14 protein-coding genes and 1 tRNA gene are annotated in these 16,981 nt (G+C 65.4%); 9 read left to right on the top strand and 6 right to left on the bottom strand.

Translation table 11 applies throughout. From position 1 onward, the window contains the following. Positions 1-1,119 (top strand): esterase-like activity of phytase family protein, encoded by a 1,119-nt coding sequence (locus AC5Y21_RS25420; protein WP_499916811.1) that lies wholly within the window; start codon positions 1-3, stop codon positions 1,117-1,119. Here AC5Y21_RS25420 and AC5Y21_RS25425 read toward each other — a convergent pair. Both AC5Y21_RS25425 and AC5Y21_RS25430 read right to left on the bottom strand, forming a co-directional pair. Next, entirely contained in the window at positions 1,088-3,382 is a 2,295-nt protein-coding gene (locus AC5Y21_RS25425; protein WP_499916812.1) for an ATP-binding cassette domain-containing protein, read from the bottom strand. The genes AC5Y21_RS25420 and AC5Y21_RS25425 overlap by 32 nt on opposite strands. Positions 3,383-3,452: 70 nt before the next feature. Beyond that, a complete protein-coding gene (locus tag AC5Y21_RS25430) occupies positions 3,453-3,953 on the bottom strand; it encodes a MarR family winged helix-turn-helix transcriptional regulator (RefSeq protein WP_499916813.1) in 501 nt (166 codons plus the stop codon). 128 nt (positions 3,954-4,081) lie between these two features. On the opposite strand from AC5Y21_RS25430, the gene AC5Y21_RS25435 reads away from it, so the two are divergent. The 4 genes from AC5Y21_RS25435 (at position 4,082) to AC5Y21_RS25450 (ending at position 9,504) form a co-directional block, all read left to right on the top strand. Then, positions 4,082-6,124 (top strand): ATP-binding cassette domain-containing protein, encoded by a 2,043-nt coding sequence (locus tag AC5Y21_RS25435; RefSeq protein WP_499916814.1) that lies wholly within the window; start codon positions 4,082-4,084, stop codon positions 6,122-6,124. After that, complete coding sequence (locus tag AC5Y21_RS25440) at positions 6,121-6,972, top strand: CbiQ family ECF transporter T component (protein WP_499916816.1); 852 nt, start codon at positions 6,121-6,123, stop codon at positions 6,970-6,972. The genes AC5Y21_RS25435 and AC5Y21_RS25440 overlap by 4 nt, the downstream gene beginning before the upstream one ends. Before the next feature lie 184 nt (positions 6,973-7,156). Next, positions 7,157-8,629 carry an amino acid permease gene (locus tag AC5Y21_RS25445; RefSeq protein WP_499916818.1) on the top strand — a complete coding sequence of 491 codons (1,473 nt, stop codon included), beginning with the start codon at positions 7,157-7,159 and terminating at the stop codon, positions 8,627-8,629. After that, positions 8,626-9,504, top strand: a complete 879-nt coding sequence (locus tag AC5Y21_RS25450) for a universal stress protein (RefSeq protein ID WP_499916820.1) — start codon at positions 8,626-8,628, stop codon at positions 9,502-9,504. Before AC5Y21_RS25445 ends, AC5Y21_RS25450 begins: the two co-directional genes overlap by 4 nt. Here AC5Y21_RS25450 and AC5Y21_RS25455 read toward each other — a convergent pair. From AC5Y21_RS25455 to AC5Y21_RS25465, 3 genes are read right to left on the bottom strand one after another with little or no spacing between them, the layout of a single operon-like run. Further along, positions 9,501-10,820 (bottom strand): ABC transporter substrate-binding protein, encoded by a 1,320-nt coding sequence (locus AC5Y21_RS25455; protein ID WP_499916829.1) that lies wholly within the window; start codon positions 10,818-10,820, stop codon positions 9,501-9,503. The two genes, AC5Y21_RS25450 and AC5Y21_RS25455, sit on opposite strands and share 4 nt — an antisense overlap. Next, the gene (locus AC5Y21_RS25460) at positions 10,817-11,638 is read right to left on the bottom strand and encodes a carbohydrate ABC transporter permease (protein ID WP_499916832.1); all 822 of its coding nucleotides are present in this window, start codon (positions 11,636-11,638) and stop codon (positions 10,817-10,819) included. Before AC5Y21_RS25460 ends, AC5Y21_RS25455 begins: the two co-directional genes overlap by 4 nt. Further along, complete coding sequence (locus tag AC5Y21_RS25465) at positions 11,625-12,497, bottom strand: carbohydrate ABC transporter permease (RefSeq protein ID WP_499916834.1); 873 nt, start codon at positions 12,495-12,497, stop codon at positions 11,625-11,627. The genes AC5Y21_RS25460 and AC5Y21_RS25465 overlap by 14 nt, the downstream gene beginning before the upstream one ends. Positions 12,498-12,530: 33 nt before the next feature. On the opposite strand from AC5Y21_RS25465, the gene AC5Y21_RS25470 reads away from it, so the two are divergent. The 4 genes from AC5Y21_RS25470 (at position 12,531) to AC5Y21_RS25485 (ending at position 16,354) form a co-directional block, all read left to right on the top strand. Further along, positions 12,531-14,048, top strand: coding sequence for a TldD/PmbA family protein (locus AC5Y21_RS25470; protein ID WP_499916836.1), 1,518 nt, complete (start codon positions 12,531-12,533; stop codon positions 14,046-14,048). Then, complete coding sequence (locus tag AC5Y21_RS25475; RefSeq protein WP_499916838.1) at positions 14,045-15,418, top strand: metallopeptidase TldD-related protein; 1,374 nt, start codon at positions 14,045-14,047, stop codon at positions 15,416-15,418. The genes AC5Y21_RS25470 and AC5Y21_RS25475 overlap by 4 nt, the downstream gene beginning before the upstream one ends. 7 nt (positions 15,419-15,425) lie before the next feature. Then, positions 15,426-16,250, top strand: coding sequence for a carboxymuconolactone decarboxylase family protein (locus AC5Y21_RS25480; RefSeq protein ID WP_499916840.1), 825 nt, complete (start codon positions 15,426-15,428; stop codon positions 16,248-16,250). A 30-nt stretch (positions 16,251-16,280) separates the two neighbouring features. Beyond that, positions 16,281-16,354, top strand: a tRNA-Ile gene (locus tag AC5Y21_RS25485). 103 nt (positions 16,355-16,457) lie between these two features. Here AC5Y21_RS25485 and AC5Y21_RS25490 read toward each other — a convergent pair. Then, on the bottom strand, positions 16,458-16,981 hold a 524-nt coding region (locus AC5Y21_RS25490; RefSeq protein WP_499916842.1), incomplete at its 5' end, for a TetR/AcrR family transcriptional regulator.

A 16,981-nucleotide genomic window follows, 5' to 3' on the forward strand; every position in this document is an offset into this window, starting at 1 on the left:
CTGTGCTGGTTATTGTCCGTATGGCTGACCGGATGCGCCCCGGCGCGTCCGCCGGCGAACACACCTGCAGCGCTGTTGAGATATCTCGGGCAGTCGCAGGTAGCGTTCGGCGCCACGTTCGACGGAACCGTCATCGGTGGTTTGTCGGCGATCAGCTACGACCCAGGTCGCCAGGTGTACTACGTGATCTCCGACGACCGCTCCGAGAAGAACCCCGCGCGTTTCTATACTGTGCGGCTGTCGTTGTCGGACAAGGGCATTGACGAGGCCAGCTTCACCGGCACCCACCCGCTGCTGGACGAATCCGGTCAGCCGTTCCGGCCGCTGAACATCGGGAGCAGGCCGCCGGTGATACCGCCCGACCCGGAGGGCATCGCTTTCGACGCCGGCCGGCAACGGCTCTACTGGTCTTCCGAGGGTGAGCGGCTCACGAGCAACACGACGGGGTCGCCGGTCCTGCTCGATCCTTGGGTCCGCACCGCGACGCTGGACGGCGGCTACCTGGGCCAGTTCACGTTGCCGCCCAATCTGGCGATGTCCGCACAACAGACCGGGCCGCGCCGCAACAAGGCGCTGGAAGGACTGGCGTTGACGCCCGACGGCCAGTCGCTGTTCGCCGCGATGGAGGATCCCGGCTACAACGACGGACCGGCAAACGACGGTGACCGCCACGTGCTGACCCGGATCACCAAGTTCGACGTCGCCACCGGCGCGCCGACCGCCCAATACGCCTATCCGATGGAGCCTGCCGCGACGTCCCACGACCTCAACGGTGTCTCTGATCTGGTCGCGCTGTCGGATACGACGTTCCTGGTGCTGGAACGCTCTGGCCCCGCGCCCGCGGTCATTCGGGTCTACCGCGCCGAGATCGGCGCTGCCACCGACGTATTGGCCGTTCCGTCGATGAAGGATACGGCGTTGACCCCGATGAGCAAATCGCTGGCCGTGGACATGTCCGCGACACCGGGCCTGTCCACGTTGGGTTCGCCCCTGGACAACGTCGAGGGCATCACATTGGGGCCCAAGTTGCCCGACGGTCGTCAATCGGTGGTATTCGTCAGCGACAACAATTTGTCGCCGAACCAGATCACTCAGTTCCTGCTGTTCGCGATGTCGTAGCAGGCGGTCGCAGCCGGTACCGGACGAACCCGGCCCACAAAGCGCCGAACACCAGAAGTACGCCCATGTCGAACACCCACCAGCCCGAATAGTGGGTCCACATCTGGGCGTTGGCCGCAAGCGCGTCGACCCGACGCAGATCGACGGTGGACGCCGTCGCCGCGAAACCCCACTGGGCCGGGATGAACCACGAGACCTGGTCGTAACCCCAGGTGCCCACCAGCGGAACCAGCCCCCCGGCGAACACCAGCGAGGCCAGGATCACCGGCAAAAGCAGCGGCAGGACCTCACGCAGTGAGTTCCCCAGGGTGGACACCGCCAGCCCGACGATCGCCGAGACGACGGCCGTCGCGGCCACGGCCACGTACAACTCGACTGCCGGATTGCGAAGTAAGACAGCGCCATGCACCGGCTCGCCTTTGACGGCGACGACGATGCCGGTCAGCATGGCCGCCAGGATGGCCGCGGCGACGGCGAAAACGATGAGCTTGCCGAGCAGGAAGGCCGACGTCGACAGCCCGACCGCCTGCTCGCGCCGGAAGATACGGCGCTCGCCAACCACGTCGCGGATGGTCAGGGCGGTACCGATGATCACCGCGGCGATGTTGAGCACGGCCAGGATCTCCACGGCTTCGTGCGCGTTGGGACTGGACGCGGCGGGCCGGCTGAACCCGGAGTCGCCGGGAATCAGCCACGTCAACGCCGCCAGCGCGACCGGCAGGATCAGCAAGAAGAGCAGGTAAACGCGGCTGGCGAGCAACAGGCGGACTTGGCGGCCGACAACGAACCGGGTCTGTCGGGTGAAGGCGAGCTGGGCCGGGAGTGGCATCGCTGCAGCCGCCGGAGTCGGCGGCGTGGGAGCCGGTGCCGATTGCCGGGCCAGGAACGCACGGTGCGCGCCCTCGGGATCGAAACTCGTCCGCGCGAAGATTGCCGACCAGTCGGCGGTGCCCATGGCCGACGCGAGTTGGCCGGGCGGCCCGGCGAATGCCATCGTGCCGGCAGCGGTGAGAAGCAGCACGTCGTCGCACGAACTCAGATCGATCAGCGATGGCTGTGACGATATGGCTACCACGACGACGCAACCGATATCGGCTTGCCGCCGCAGCATTGCCAGCACGTGGCGCGTCTGCGCCGGATCAAGGCCGGCGCCCGGCTCGTCGACCACGAGGAGCGTCGGCCTGCTGATCAGTTCGATCGCCATCGACACGCACCGCCGCACCTCCGGTGGCAGTTTGCGGATGCGAGTCTTACGGTGAGGCGTCAACTCGAGCTCGTCGATAACCTGGCTCACCACACGTTCGCGGTGCTCGGGCGACGTGTCGGCGGGCAGTCGCAGCTTGGCCGCGTAGCTCAACGCCCGCTCGACGGTGAGCCGCGGATACACCCGCTGGTCGGGGGGCACTATTCCGATGCGGGTGCGCATCGCCTCCTGTTCGAGATGCACGTCGTGGCCGTCCACGGTGACTGTGCCGGAGCTGAGCTCCCTGGTGCCGCTGAGCAGGTCCAGTAGGGCCGAGTTGCGGGCGCGCGACGGGCCGATGACCGCCGTCAAGGTGCCGGGACGGGCAGCGAAGGACACATTCGTGAGCAACGCATGTTGTCCGGCGTTGCCCGCGGTGAGCGTGAGCTGGTATGCGGCCACTCCGTCCGTGCGTGCGTCGGACTTGAGCGGCAGCCGGAAAGTCGAAACCGGTTCGCTGGGCTGTGGTTCGGGAAGAACAGGGAGCGATGTCCCGGTGGGGTCGGTCTTCGAGTCGGACGAAACGGGACCCTGTCGCGCCATTGGCGGTAACGGGACCGGCCCGGTCGGTGACTCCGTCAGGGACTGGATCTCGGGTACCCGCATCTGCTGGGTGGTTCGCTCCGTCGGGAGTGGATGGTGCGGCGCCGACGCGACAGGCGGAGCTTCCGCGGATGTGTCGGCTGCGGCACCGATTTGGAAGACGAGTCGCCGGCCTTGCTGCGGATCACCGATGCTGATCGTCTGGCCGTCTTGGATGTCGACCGTCGACATCCGCACGCCGTCGACGAAGATGCCGTCGCCGCTGCTGTCGATGGCCACCCAATGGGCGTCGGTGAACCGCAGCACCAAATCCTCGGACGCTGCTTGCGCGATCTCGCCGGTATTGCCCGGATCCAGCCGGATGTCGCACTTGCTAGCGGAGCCCACAGTCACGTCACGCCCAGGGGGATACACGTATTTGGTCGATCCGACCCACACGGTCAACGAGGCTTGGAAGGCGGAAGCCTCGGTCCGCATCGCCGCCACCTTTCCTTGTCGGCTCTAAGTGTCTACCCGCAGCAGATGGTCTAGCCACCCGAAATGCGGATTACTGGTCACTGCGACGTGGCGTGGCCGCGGAGTTCTCCAGCAAGCGGCGCAACACCTTGACCGCGTCGGCCAGCACTTGGCGGTCGGCCGGATCGAGCTGTGCCAGTTGCGGTTCGATGGCCGCGGCGCGGTCGGCCCGGACCGCGGTGAGAGTGCGCATTCCCTGCGGCGTGATCCGGATTCGGACCGCCCGGGCATCTCCGGGGTCGACGGTTCTCGTGACCAGACCGGCGTCTTCAAGCCGTCGCACCTGTGTGGTCAACGTGGGTTGCGAACAGTGGTCGACGGCGGCCAAATCGCCGATGCGCGCTTCACCGTGAGCATCGATGGTGGCGAGCAGCCTGGCCTGCGCTGACGGCAACGGCATCTGGATGCGTTGGGTGGCCAGTCGGTTGAGCCGCGCGACCACCGCGAGCAGGTCCGCTCCCAGGCCCGGCTGGGGCTGGGTGTTTGCGGCGTCAACTACTTCTTTGTGGTTGGCGGGGGCGGATGAATTCATACGACCATCGTTGCATAGCTTTGCTATGCGAGACCACTCGTCACTACCGCAATCACCGCGCGTGAAAATCCACATCGCGCGGTGTGCTGCACAGGTGCTTACGGCTGCCGCCTGGCACAATCGATGAAGTGATCGCCCCGCCCTCTCCTCCGCATCGGGGTGGAGGGCTGCAACCGAGCGAATTGGCCCAGGCCTCGGTGATGGCGGCACTTTGCGCGGTGACCGCGATCATCTCCGTCGTCGTACCGTTCGCCGCGGGCCTGGCGCTGCTGGGCACCGTGCCGATGGGGCTTTTGGCCTACCGCTACCGGTTGCGCGTACTCGTCGCCGCGGTGGTCGCGGCCGGAATGATCGCCTTCCTGATCGCTGGTTTGGGCGGTCTACTGGCGGTCGTCAACAGCGCCTATATCGGTGGGCTGACGGGAATCATCAAACGCAGACGCCGCGGCACGCCGACGGTGATCGTCTCGTCGTTGATTGCCGGCGTGGTTTTCGGTGCGGCGAACGTAGGGGCGCTCGCCGTGATGTTCCGGCTGCGGCACCTGATTTTCGCGGCGATGACGGCAAACATGGAGGGCGTCGCGACCTTCCTGACCCGGGTGCATCTGCAAGGGCTGGCCGCCGCCTTGAAACGCTATTTCACCATTGGCATGCACTACTGGCCCTGGGTGCTGCTCGGCTATTTCGTCTTGATGGTCCTGGTGGTGTCGTTGATCGGATGGTGGGCGCTGTCGCGCGTGCTGGAGCGGATGCGTGGCATCCCCGATGTCCACAAGCTGGACGCGCCCGCCGCCGACGAGAACCAGGAGATTCCGGTCGGGCCGGTTCCCGTGCGGCTGGACAAGGTGCGCTTCCGATACCCGGGCGCAAACCAGGACGCGCTGCGCGAAGTCAGCGTGGACCTGCGCGTCGGCGAACACGTTGCAATCACCGGCGCCAACGGCTCCGGCAAGACCACGCTGATGCTGATCCTGGCCGGCCGGGAACCAACGTCGGGCAGCGTGGATCGCCCCGGGGCGGTGGGTCTGGGCAAGCTGGGTGGTACGGCGGTGGTGCTGCAGCACCCGGAAAGCCAGGTGCTGGGTACCCGGGTCGCTGACGATGTGGTGTGGGGGCTTCCGCCGGGCACGGACGTCGATGTCGATCGGTTGCTCAGCGAGGTCGGACTCGAAGATCTCGGCGAACGCGACACGGGAAGTCTGTCCGGTGGCGAGCTGCAACGCCTTGCGCTGGCTGCCGCGTTGGCCCGCGAACCGGCGATGCTGATCGCCGACGAGGTCACCAGCATGGTCGACCAGCAGGGCCGCGACGCGCTGTTGAGCGTGCTGTCGGGCTTGACCAAACGACACCGCACCGCTCTGGTTCATATCACGCACTTCGACAACGAGGCAGCGTCCGCGGACCGCACGATCAACCTCAGCGAGTCACCGGACAACACCGACATGGCCGAGACCGTCAATGAGCCGGCGCCGCCCGTCGTGGTGAATCACGCGCGGAGAGCGCCCGCGCTCGAGCTCATCGGCGTCGGTCACGAATACAACATCGGCACACCGTGGGCCAAGACAGCACTGCGCGATGTCAGCTTCGTGGTGGAACAAGGCGACGGGGTGCTGATCCACGGCGGAAACGGGTCAGGTAAGTCGACGCTGGCGTGGATCATGGCGGGGCTGACGATCCCCACGGCCGGCGCCTGCCTGGTCGACGGGCGGCCCACCCACGAGCAGGTCGGCACGGTCGCGTTGTCGTTCCAGGCGGCCCGGCTGCAGTTGATGCGAAGCCGTGTCGATCTGGAAGTCGCCTCCACAGCGGGCTTTTCACACCGCGAGGAAGACCGGGTGAACGCCGCGCTGAGCGTCGTCGGACTGGATCCCACGCTGGCTAAGCGGCGCATCGACCAGCTGAGCGGGGGCCAGATGCGCCGCGTGGTGTTGGCCGGACTGTTGGCCCGTTCGCCGCGGGCGCTGATCCTGGACGAGCCGCTGGCTGGATTGGATGCGGCCAGCCAGCGCGGCCTGCTGCGAATGCTGGAGGACTTGCGGCGGGAGCGGAATCTCACAGTGGTCGTCATTTCCAACGACTTCGTCGGGCTGGAGGATCTGTGCCCGCGAATCTTGCACCTGCATAACGGCGTGCTGGAATCGGTGCCGACGGCGGCGGGAGGTATGTCGTGACCGCGACGTCGGCCTCGGAACACGCAACAACACGACCTCAGAGTCGGCCGATGGTATTGCTGGTTCCGGTGCCTGGAACGTCGACCATCCACGACCTGTGGGCCGGTACCAAACTGCTGGTTGTTTTCGGCGCTTCGTTGTTGCTGACGTTCTATCCGGGGTGGTTGACCATTGGGTTTGTGGCGGTCCTGGTGACGGCGGCGATCTGGATCGCGCGTATCCCGCGCGGCGTGCTGCCGACGATCCCGCGCTGGCTCTGGATCGCCCTCGCCTTCGGGTTTATCACCGCGGCGCTGGCCGGCGGTAGTCCGGTGGTCTCGCTGGCCGGGACCCAAATCGGCCTCGGCGGAGCCCTGAACTTTTTGCGGTTCACCACACTGTCGATCGTGCTGCTGGCCCTCGGCGGGATGGTGTCCTGGACCACCAACGTCGCCGAAGTCGGCCCCGCCATAGCGACTTTGGGCTGGCCTTTACGGCTGTTCCGGATACCGATCGACGAATGGGCGGTGGCTTTGGCGTTGGCGCTGCGTGCCTTCCCGATGTTGATCGACGAATTTCAGGTGCTCTACGCCGCTCGCCGGTTACGGCCCAAACGGATACCCCGGAGCCGCAAGGCCCGGCGCTGGCGGCATGCACTGGAGCTGATCGACTTGCTCACCGCCGCAATAACCGTGACGTTGCGTCGCGCCGACGAGATGGGGGATGCGATCACCGCCCGTGGCGGCACCGGTCAGCTGAGTGCGAATCCGGCTCGACCGAAGCTGGCGGACTGGGTGACGCTGGCGATCGTTGTCGCGGCCGGCGGTACCGCCGTGGCGCTCGACACGGCATTGCACCTCGCCAGGTAGAAGGGCCAGGCGGAAATCGCCTGTGCTCGTGGCATATCGGGCGCTGTCCGCTTCCCAGCGACAATTCAGCAGAGTGGGTGGCCGCGCGCCAATTGTCGCGCAGAGGTGGACATATTCGTGTGTATTAGCCGGCCGGCGATTGCTGTGGTGGGCATAATCAGCTGATCTACCAACGGGAGGTGCGATGACGGCCCCGTCGATCAGTCTGCGGGAACAGATGTTGCGGCGTCGTCCGGTCAGCGGTGCTCCTGTCGCTCACGGGGCCGCAGACCACCTCAAGCGCAGCATCGGCACGTTCCAGCTGACCATGTTCGGGGTCGGATCGACGATCGGCACCGGAATCTTCTTCGTGCTGTCGCAGGCGGTTCCGCAAGCCGGTCCGAGCGTGATCGTCTCGTTCGTCATCGCCGGTATCGCGGCCGGGCTCGCAGCCATCTGCTACGCCGAATTAGCCTCAGCCGTACCGGTTTCCGGTTCGGCGTATTCCTACGCATACACCACGCTGGGTGAGGCCGTCGCGATGGTTGTCGCCGCCTGCCTCCTGCTGGAGTACGGGGTGGCCACGGCGGCGGTCTCGGTCGGCTGGAGTGGTTACGTCAACAAGCTGCTGGACAACGTGTTCGGATTCCAAGTGCCGCATGCATTGTCGGCAGCGCCGTGGGACCAAAGCCCGGGCTATGTGAACCTGCCGGCGGTCTTCCTGATCTGGATGTGTGCCCTGCTGCTGATCCGCGGCGCCAGCGAATCCGCAAAGGTCAACGCGATCATGGTGCTGATCAAGCTCGGCGTGCTGGCCATGTTCGTGGTCATCGCGTTCGCCGCCTACGACTCGGACCATCTCAGGGATTTCGCTCCATTCGGTGTCGCAGGCATCGGCTCGGCGGCGGGCACGATCTTCTTCTCCTACATCGGCCTTGACGCGGTGTCGACCGCCGGCGACGAGGTGAAAGACCCGCAAACGACCATGCCCCGCGCGCTGATCACGGCACTGTTCATCGTCACCAGCGTCTACGTGCTCGTCGCCCTCTCTGCGCTTGGCACTCAGCCGTGGCGGAACTTCGCCGGACAACAAGAGGCCGGACTGGCCACCATCCTCGACAACGTCACAAGAGGCCAATGGGCCAGCACCATTCTCGCTGCGGGCGCGGTGATCTCGATCTTTTCCGTCACGCTGGTCACTCAATACGGCATGACCCGCATCGTGTTTGCGATGGGCCGCGACGGCTTGCTGCCGCCGCGTTTCGCGACGGTGAATACCCGCACGATGACTCCGGTGACCAACACGGTGATCGTCGCGGTTGTGGCGTCGATCCTCGCGGCGTTCGTACCGCTCGAGAAGCTGGCGGATCTGGTGTCGGTCGGAACGCTTACCGCGTTCACGGTGGTGTCTATCGGGGTGGTCATCCTGCGAGTGCGCCTGCCCGACCTGCCGCGCGGGTTCAAGGTGCCCGGCTACCCCGTCACCCCGGCCCTCTCGGTGCTGGCGTGCGGGTACATCCTGGCCAGCTTGCACTGGTACACCTGGCTCGCGTTCAGTGGCTGGGTTGCGGTGGCGCTGACCTACTACCTGGTGTGGGGTCGCCATCACAGCGCATTAAACGACGAAAGCGCACCTAACGACGAAGCGCCAAACAACCCGGCGCAGGAAGTGCTGTGACCGTCGTCGCCGGCTACCTGGCCGGCAAGGTCGGGCTGTCGGGGTTGTACCTCGCGGTCCGTGCGGCGCGCACGCTGGGCACCTCGCTGACGGTGGCGACCATCGTGCCCAAGCCGTGGCTGACGCCCTCACTTGCCCGCGTCGACGCAGAATACGAGCACTGGGCGGATCAGCTGGCCGCCGATTCGGCCAAGGAGGCCCAGCGCTATCTGCGCAAATTGGCCGATGGAATCGAGGTCAGCTACTTCCATCGCGCGCACCGATCAGTTTCGGGTGGGCTGATCGAGGTCGTCGCGGAAGCCGAGGCCGAGGCTCTGGTGCTGGGCTCGCTGCCCAGTGCCCGGCGTGGGCAGGTGGTCATCGGGTCGACCGCCGACTGGCTGCTGCATTCGTCGCCGGTGCCGGTCGCGATAAGTCCCCGCGGATACCGCGCCCACACCGGCAGGTTGACGCGGCTCACCTGCGCGTACTCGGCAACCCCGGACTCGGTCGACGTGGTGCGACGGTGCGTGGAGTCCGCGGAGCGATTCGGGGTGCCGGTGCGGGTGCTCACCTTCGCGGTTCGCGGGAAGACGATGTACCCGCCCGGGGTGGGCCTGCACGCCGAGGACTCGGTTCTGGAAGCCTGGGGTTTGCAGGCACGAGACATCCTGGAAAACCTGAAGACCGACGGGATCGTCGACAAAGACGTTGTGCTGGAAGTGGTTACCGGAAGTACCTGGGCTCAGGCACTAGCCGCGGCGGACTGGGAGGACGGCGAGATACTGGCGCTGGGCACCTCACCCCGGGGCGATATCGCCAGAGTGTTCCTGGGATCCCGAAGCACGAAGATCATCCGCCACAGCCCGATACCGGTGCTGGTACTGCCCGGCTAGCGCGAGGCGGCGGCGTTGGCAGCCGCTTGAGCCTGTCGCAGCAGTGTCTCGACATCGCCTCGGCCGAGGAACATTTCGTCGAAATACGGCTGTAGTGCCTCGTTTCCAGCGGCGAAGCCGGCGCCTCCCGGGGCGGCAATGCGCGGGCCGTTGAGCACAGCGAAGAAAGGCGTCACGTCGACGCCTTTGGCGGCCCAATAGTCGAAGTACACCGACTGAGCCGACCGGACCGCCGGGATGGCCGCGCCGGACCGGCCCACATACGCGTTGCCCACCCGGCTACCCATCCAAGCCAACACCTGACGTACCGCATCCGGATGCTTGGACACCGAATTACCGGCCGCAGCAATACCATTGGTGACACTAACCCGGCCTTTGGGGCCAGCCGGTAACATCGCCACACCCCAGTGGAAGCGGGCGTCGCGGGCCACCGGCGCCAGGCTGTAGGTGCCGGACTGGAACAACGCCATCCTGCCGGCCAGGAACTGGTTGCGGGAGAAGTCACCGTTGGCATTGGTGGCCGACGCCGGTGGCGCGATGTGGTCGTTGTTGATCAGACCGACGAGGTAACGGAAGGCCGTCACCGCCGCGGGGTTGTCGAACGCGAATTCGTCACCGCGCTGGAAGACCCCGCCCGCCGACCCGATGTAGTTCAGGTAGATGGCCTGAGGGTCGTTGCCCGCGTTGTAGCCCCATTGGCGGACCCGTCCCGCGTCGAAACCCGTTGTTCCCGCGGCATGTCCCTCGGCATCGACGGTGAGCCGGGCCAGCATTGGGCGCAAAGTGTCCTCGCCGTTGGGATTCCATCGCAACTCGTTCAGCTGCATGGGATCGACACCGGCCGCAGCGAGCAGATCCGCGTTGTAGAACACGGCGATGCCGGCGTCGGTCAGCTGCGGCACCCCCCACAGCACACCGCCGCGGGTGAACTGGTCCACCACCGCCGACTCCCAATCGGCGGCAGTATCGATCTTCAGCAACCGTCCGCTGTCCGCGTAGGCGGCGAAATATGCGTTCGACAGCCAGAAAATGTCGTCGGCGCTGCCACCGGCCACATCGGTCCGCAGGGTGTTGAAGTATGTCGAGTAGGCAACCAAGTTGATGCGCACCTCGATATTGGGGTGCGCGCGGGTGAACGCGTCGAACGACTCCCGATATGCCGCGGCAATCTGATCGGACCACAGCCGCACGCTCACAACGATCTTCCCGCTGCGCGGTTCGCCGGACCTGCCCAGCAGTATCGCCGTTGTCGCCAGCAGCGCCGCGACGAGAATCACCGCGGCAGCGACCAGCGTCGAAAAGCGGGGCCGGTTCATTTGAGTCCCGAGACGACGATCGAGGCGACGATATGCCGTTGGAACGCAACGAAAAGCGCGACCAAAGGTACGATCGCGACCGTGGTCGCAGCCATCACCAGCGTCCACTGGGCGTTGTATTGCGACTGCAGTTCTGCCGTCGCCACGGTCAGCACCCGCCACTTGCTGCCGCTGGTGATCACCAACGGCCACATGAAGTTGTTCCATTGCGAGACGGCGGTGATCAGCGTCAAGGCGGCCAGCACCGATCGGCTGGACGGAATCACCACATGCATGATGACGTCCAGCGTGTTGGCACCGTCGAGGTGTGCGGCGTTGATCAAATCGTTGGGGATCATCCGAAAGTGTTCGCGCAGCAGGAAAATCGCGTACGGCGACCCAAACATGAAGGGCAGCACCAATGCCCAGAACGTGTTACGTAGGCCGAGCTGAGCCATCATGAGATACAGCGGCACGACAGTGACCGTCGCGGGAACCATCAGGGTTGCAATGTAGACCCAGAACAGCACATCGCGTCCGGCGAATCGCAACCGCGCGAACGCATAGGCGGCCAGCACCGAGAAGGTCAGCTGGCCCAGCAGAATTACCGCCGTCATCAACGCGGTCACCACCGCGGCACGACCGAACCCGGCGCCGCCCAGGTTGGCATAGTTGGCCAGCGTGGGAGGTCGCGGCAGTTGCAGCGGCGTGCCCGTCGCGAACTGGTGTGCGGAGGTGAACGAGGTCAGCAATCCAAGCAGGAAGGGCGCCAAGGTGATCACCGCGCCCACGGCCAGGCCGGTGTAGACCAGGGCAGCTGGTGCGCTACGTGAGGTCATAGCTGATCCGCCGGCGGAAGTACAACTGCTGAACGACGGTGACGCCGACCAAGATGACGAACAGCAGCACCGCCATCACCGACGCCCGCCCGATGGCTGCGGCGCCGAACGCCTCGGCGTAGATGCGGTGCGCCACCAGGTCGGTGCGGCCCGCCGGCCCGCCGTCGGTCAGCGCATAGACGGTGTCGAAAACCTGTGCCGCGCTGACGATCCCGGTGACCAGGACGAAGAACATCGTCGGACGCAGCATCGGTAAGGTGATGCGCCAGAAACGTTGCCACGCATTGGCACCGTCGGTGCGCGCGGCGTTGTGGATGTCGGCCGGGATGGCCAGCAGGCCCGCCAGGAAGAACAGCGAGACATAGCCGACATTTGTCCACACCACCACGGCCGACACGACCGGCAATGCCAAGCTGGGATCGGAAAGCCACTCGATGCGGTGTCCCAGCACCGTGCTGACCGCCCCGTCGGTGGGTGCGAGGATCCAGCGCCACAACACCGCGATCGCCAGCGGCGCGCAGATCCAGGGCAGCACGTACAGCGTGCGAAACGCACCGGTGCCGGGCAGCTGGCGGGCCAGCACGGAGGCGGCCAGTAACCCGAGCACCGTCTGCGCCGGCACCACGATCAACACGAAGGCGGCCGTGACGAGCAGTGAGTTGGCGAAGCCGGAGTCGGCCAGCACCGACCGCCAGTTGGCCAGCCCGACATAGTGCAGCGGCCCCAGCAGGTCCCAGCGGTAGAGGCTGAGCCAGACCACGACGAGGATCGGCAGCAGCAAGAACGCGACCACACCGAACAGGCTGGGTGCGAGCAGCGCATACGCGAGCGTGGAGGATCGGCGTGGCGCGTCGGCCATGGGTGTATTAAAGCTTCTCGTTACGGTGGAGCGGTGACACTCGACCGGGGGATCGATGCTGATTTTCTAGCCTTCCCGCGCCAGGAGCTGGCCGACGCCGCGCTATCGGCGGCCACCGCGGCCGGGGCCAGCCACGCCGACCTGCGGATTCACCGCATCAGCACCGAGATCATCCAGCTGCGCGACGGCGAGCTGGAGACGGCCGTCATCAGTCGGGAAGTCGGCCTGGCGGTCCGGGTGATCGTCAACGGGACCTGGGGTTTCGCGTCGCACGCCGAGCTTGCGCCGTCCGTTGCGGCAGACACCGCGCGCCGCGCCGTGCACGTGGCCACCACGCTGGCGGTGCTGAACACCGAACGAGTCGAGCTGGCGCCCGAGCCGGTGTACACCGACGCCAGGTGGGTGTCGCATTACCAAATCGACCCGTTCAGCGTTGACGCGTCGGAAAAGATCGCCGTGCTCGAGGAGTACTCCGGGCGGCTGCTCAGCGCCGACGGCATCGACCATGTGTCGGCTGCGCTGACCGCGGCCAAGGAGCAGACGTTCTACGCCGACACCTTCGGATCGTCGATCACCCAGCAGCGTGTGCGCCTGCAGCCGACGTTGGACGCGGTGGCCGTCGACGCGGCAGCCGGCACTTTCGACTCGATGCGCACCCTGGCGCCGCCCACCGCGCGGGGCTGGGAAGTGGTTGCCGGCGACGAAATCTGGAATTGGACCGACGAGCTGGCGCAACTACCGTCGCTGCTGGCCGAGAAGGTCAAGGCGCCCAGCGTGAAGCCGGGGCGCAAGGACCTGGTGATCGACCCCAGTAACCTGTGGCTGACTATCCACGAATCCATCGGCCACGCAACCGAATACGACCGGGCGATTGGCTACGAGGCCGCCTACGCGGGAACCTCGTTCGCCACCCCCGACAAACTGGGGACCATGCGTTACGGCTCGCCGCTTATGAATGTGACCGCCGACCGCACCGTCGAATTCGGCTTGGCCAGTACAGGTTACGACGACGAGGGGGTGGCCGCCCAAAGCTGGGATCTGGTGCGTGACGGGGTGTTCGTCGGCTATCAACTGGACCGGGTGTTCGCGCCGCGTTTGGGCCTGGCGCGGTCCAACGGATGCTCCTACGCCGACTCACCGCATCATGTGCCGATCCAGCGGATGGCTAACGTGTCACTGCAGCCCGGTGCTGAGGACTTGAAGACCGATGACCTGATCGCGCGGGTGGCTGACGGGATTTACATCGTCGGCGACAAGTCGTGGTCGATTGATATGCAGCGCTATAACTTTCAGTTCACCGGCCAGCGGTTTTTCCGTATTCGCGACGGCCGCCTGGACGGTCAGCTGCGCGATGTCGCGTATCAGGCCACCACGACCGACTTCTGGAATTCCATGGAAGCCGTCGGCGGCCCGTCGACCTGGCGGCTGGGCGGCGCGCTCAACTGCGGCAAGGCCCAGCCTGGCCAGGTGGCACCGGTCAGCCACGGCTGTCCGTCGGCGTTGTTCAGGGGTGTGAATGTGCTCAACGTCCTTGCAGAGGGCGGCCGATGATCACGGCGCAGCATCTCGTCAATGTCGTTCTGGCCGAAGCGGCGAGGGAAGCCCGCGCCGACGAGACCATGGTGCTGGTCACCGACCGCGTCGAAGCGACATTGCGTTGGGCAGGCAATTCGATGACCACCAACGGAGTTTCGGTCAGCCGCAATCTGGCAGTGATATCGATTGTGCGCCACGGCGATTGCTCCTACATCGGCACAGTGGTATCCGGTGAGGTCGACCCGTCGGTAATTCGCGGGCTGGTGGCGGCGTCCGAGGAAGCGGCCCAGGTCGCGCCGGAGGCCGGCGATGCTGCGCCGCTGATTGCCGACACCGGGGTGCCGGCCGACTGGGAGGCCCCGGTGCCCGGCACCAGCGCCGAAGTGTTGGCAGACGTCGCGTCGTCGTTGAGCCGGGGCTTCGCGGGCGCCGATCAACTTTATGGCTTTGCGCACCATAGTCTTTCGACGACATTCCTGGCGTCCTCGACCGGACTGCGTCGACGTTACACTCAGCCCACGGGCGGCGTAGAGATCAACGCCAAACGCGGCGACGCGAGCGCTTGGGCGGGCGTCGGCACGCCTGATTTCGTCGATGTGCCGACCGATGCCATGCTCGAGGACTTGTCGACACGACTGGGTTGGGCTGCGCGGAGTGTCGAGCTGCCAGCAGGGCGCTACGAGACCATCATGCCGCCGTCCACGGTGGCCGACATGATGATTCACCTGGCCTGGAGGATGTCCGGGCGGGGGGCGCAGGAGGGCCGGACTGCATTCTCGGCGCCCGGTGGTGGGACGCGCGTGGGGGAGCGGCTCACCGAATTGCCGCTCACGTTGTTCTCCGATCCGTTCGCACCTGGCCTGGCGTGCACGCCATTTGTCGCGGTGAGTAACTCCTCGGAGACGGTATCGGTATTCGACAACGGAATGGAGATCAACCAGGTGGACTGGATTCGCAATGGGGTGATCAATGCGCTGGCCTATCCGCGGGCCACGGCCGCCAAATACGACCAGCCCGTGGCGGTGGCGGCCGACAACATCGTGATGACCGGCGGCTCTGCCGATTTGGCGGACATGATCGCTTCGACCGAGCGCGGTCTGCTGCTGACCACGCTGTGGTACATCCGCGAGGTCGACCCGACGAATTTGTTGCTCACGGGGCTGACACGGGACGGCGTCTACCTCATCGAAGATGGCGAGGTGACTTCGGCGGTCAACAACTTCCGATTCAACGAGAGCCCGCTGGGCCTTTTGCGTCGGGCCACCGAAGCCGGTGCCAGCGAGAAGACCCTGCCTCGGGAATGGGGAGACTGGGTCACTCGTGCGGCGATGCCGTCGCTGCGGATACCGGACTTCCATATGTCGTCGGTGAGCCAGGCGCAATAATTGCTTCGTGCTAGATCAGCTGGTGGCGTTGTCGCCGGGGGATGGTCGTCTCACGGGGTTGGTGCGTCGAGTTTGCGCGCAGGCGGTGGGGTTGGAGCCGTTGCCGTCGCCTGTCGTGGTGGAAGAACCCGCGTCTGGCGTTGAGGCCGTGGTGGCTGAGTTCGCCGAGCAGTTCAGTGTCGATGTCTCGGTGATCACTGCTGAGCAGCGGTCTCGTCTTTTCGAAACTTTGGGGGACAGCACCTTCGGTGTTGTGGTGGCGATGTATATCGCGGACTTCGTTCCGCGCGTGCGTGCCGGGCTGGAGGCGCTCGACATCGGCTCCGAGTACCTCGGTTGGGTGAACGGACCTGTTTCGTGGGTTGATGCTGATCCGTCCGCTGCCGTGTTCAACGATTTCATGCCCGCGGTGGCCCGGATGCGCGCGCTGGACCCGGTGACGTCGGAGTTGGTACGGCTGCGTGGGGCGGCTGCGCACAACTGCCGACTGTGCAAGTCGCTGCGCGAGAGCACCGCCCTCGATGCCGGGGGTTCGGAGGCGTTGTACGACGAAATCGAGCGTTTCCAGGACTCGGTTTTATTTGACGATCGCGTTAAAGCAGCGCTGCGGTATACGGATGCGTTAATTTGGAGCCCGTCGCACCTCGTCGTCGACGATGCCGTCGAGGTGCGCGCCCGTTTTTCTGACGCTGAGGCCGTCGAACTCACCTTTGACATCATGCGTAACGCCAGCAACAAGATTGCGGTATCGCTGGGTGGGGATGCGCCTCGGGTGGAATCTGGGACCGAGCGGTATCTCATCGGGGCTGACGGTCAGACCGTGTTCGGCTGAGGGTGTGGCAGCATGGTTGCCGCATCACCTGGGGCGGTAGCTCAGTTGGTTAGAGCCGCGGACTCATAATCCGTTGGTCGCGGGTTCGAGCCCCGCCCGCCCCACCGGTACTAATTGGTCAGAGGGTTTCGTGAGGTTTATTTCGACTCGAGACGGTGCGATTTACCGTCGTCTACCGGCGTTTCGGTTAGCAGGACGCTGCAGCGGTCAATAGCGAATTCCCAGGGTCACCGATGGTGCGGCGAACCGCTTCACCAGTTCGTGCTCGCTGTGTTTGTCTTTGACAGGCCAGTACCACAAGGCGAAAGTGATGCGAATAAGCCATTGCGCGGCTAGGGGGTCGCTGCGCCCGATCATTTCTTCAGCCATCTTGACCACGAAGGGTGATGCGGTCACGGTTCCGGTGTCGTGGTGGGGGCGAATGTCGCCGATCATCAGTTTTCCGAGAGGTTCAGCCCGCATGAGGTCCAGCGCGGCGACAATGGCAGTCGCGACGCGCTCAGTTCCCTCCATCCCGTCTATGGCTTGCCGGATAGAGCCGATGATTCGCTGAGAGAACAAGGAGATAAGGCGGTCGAAGATCGCCGCCTTACCGCCTGTATGGCGATAGATGGTTGCGGACGAGCAATTCAGCTGCGCAGCCAAAGCATCGATGGTGAAGGCTTCGAACCCATTGCGTGAGACAAGCTCTGAGGCAGCCGACATAATGCGATCACGTGCCTCGGCGCTTG

The sequence above is a fragment of the Mycobacterium sp. NGS41 genome, assembly GCF_059812725.1.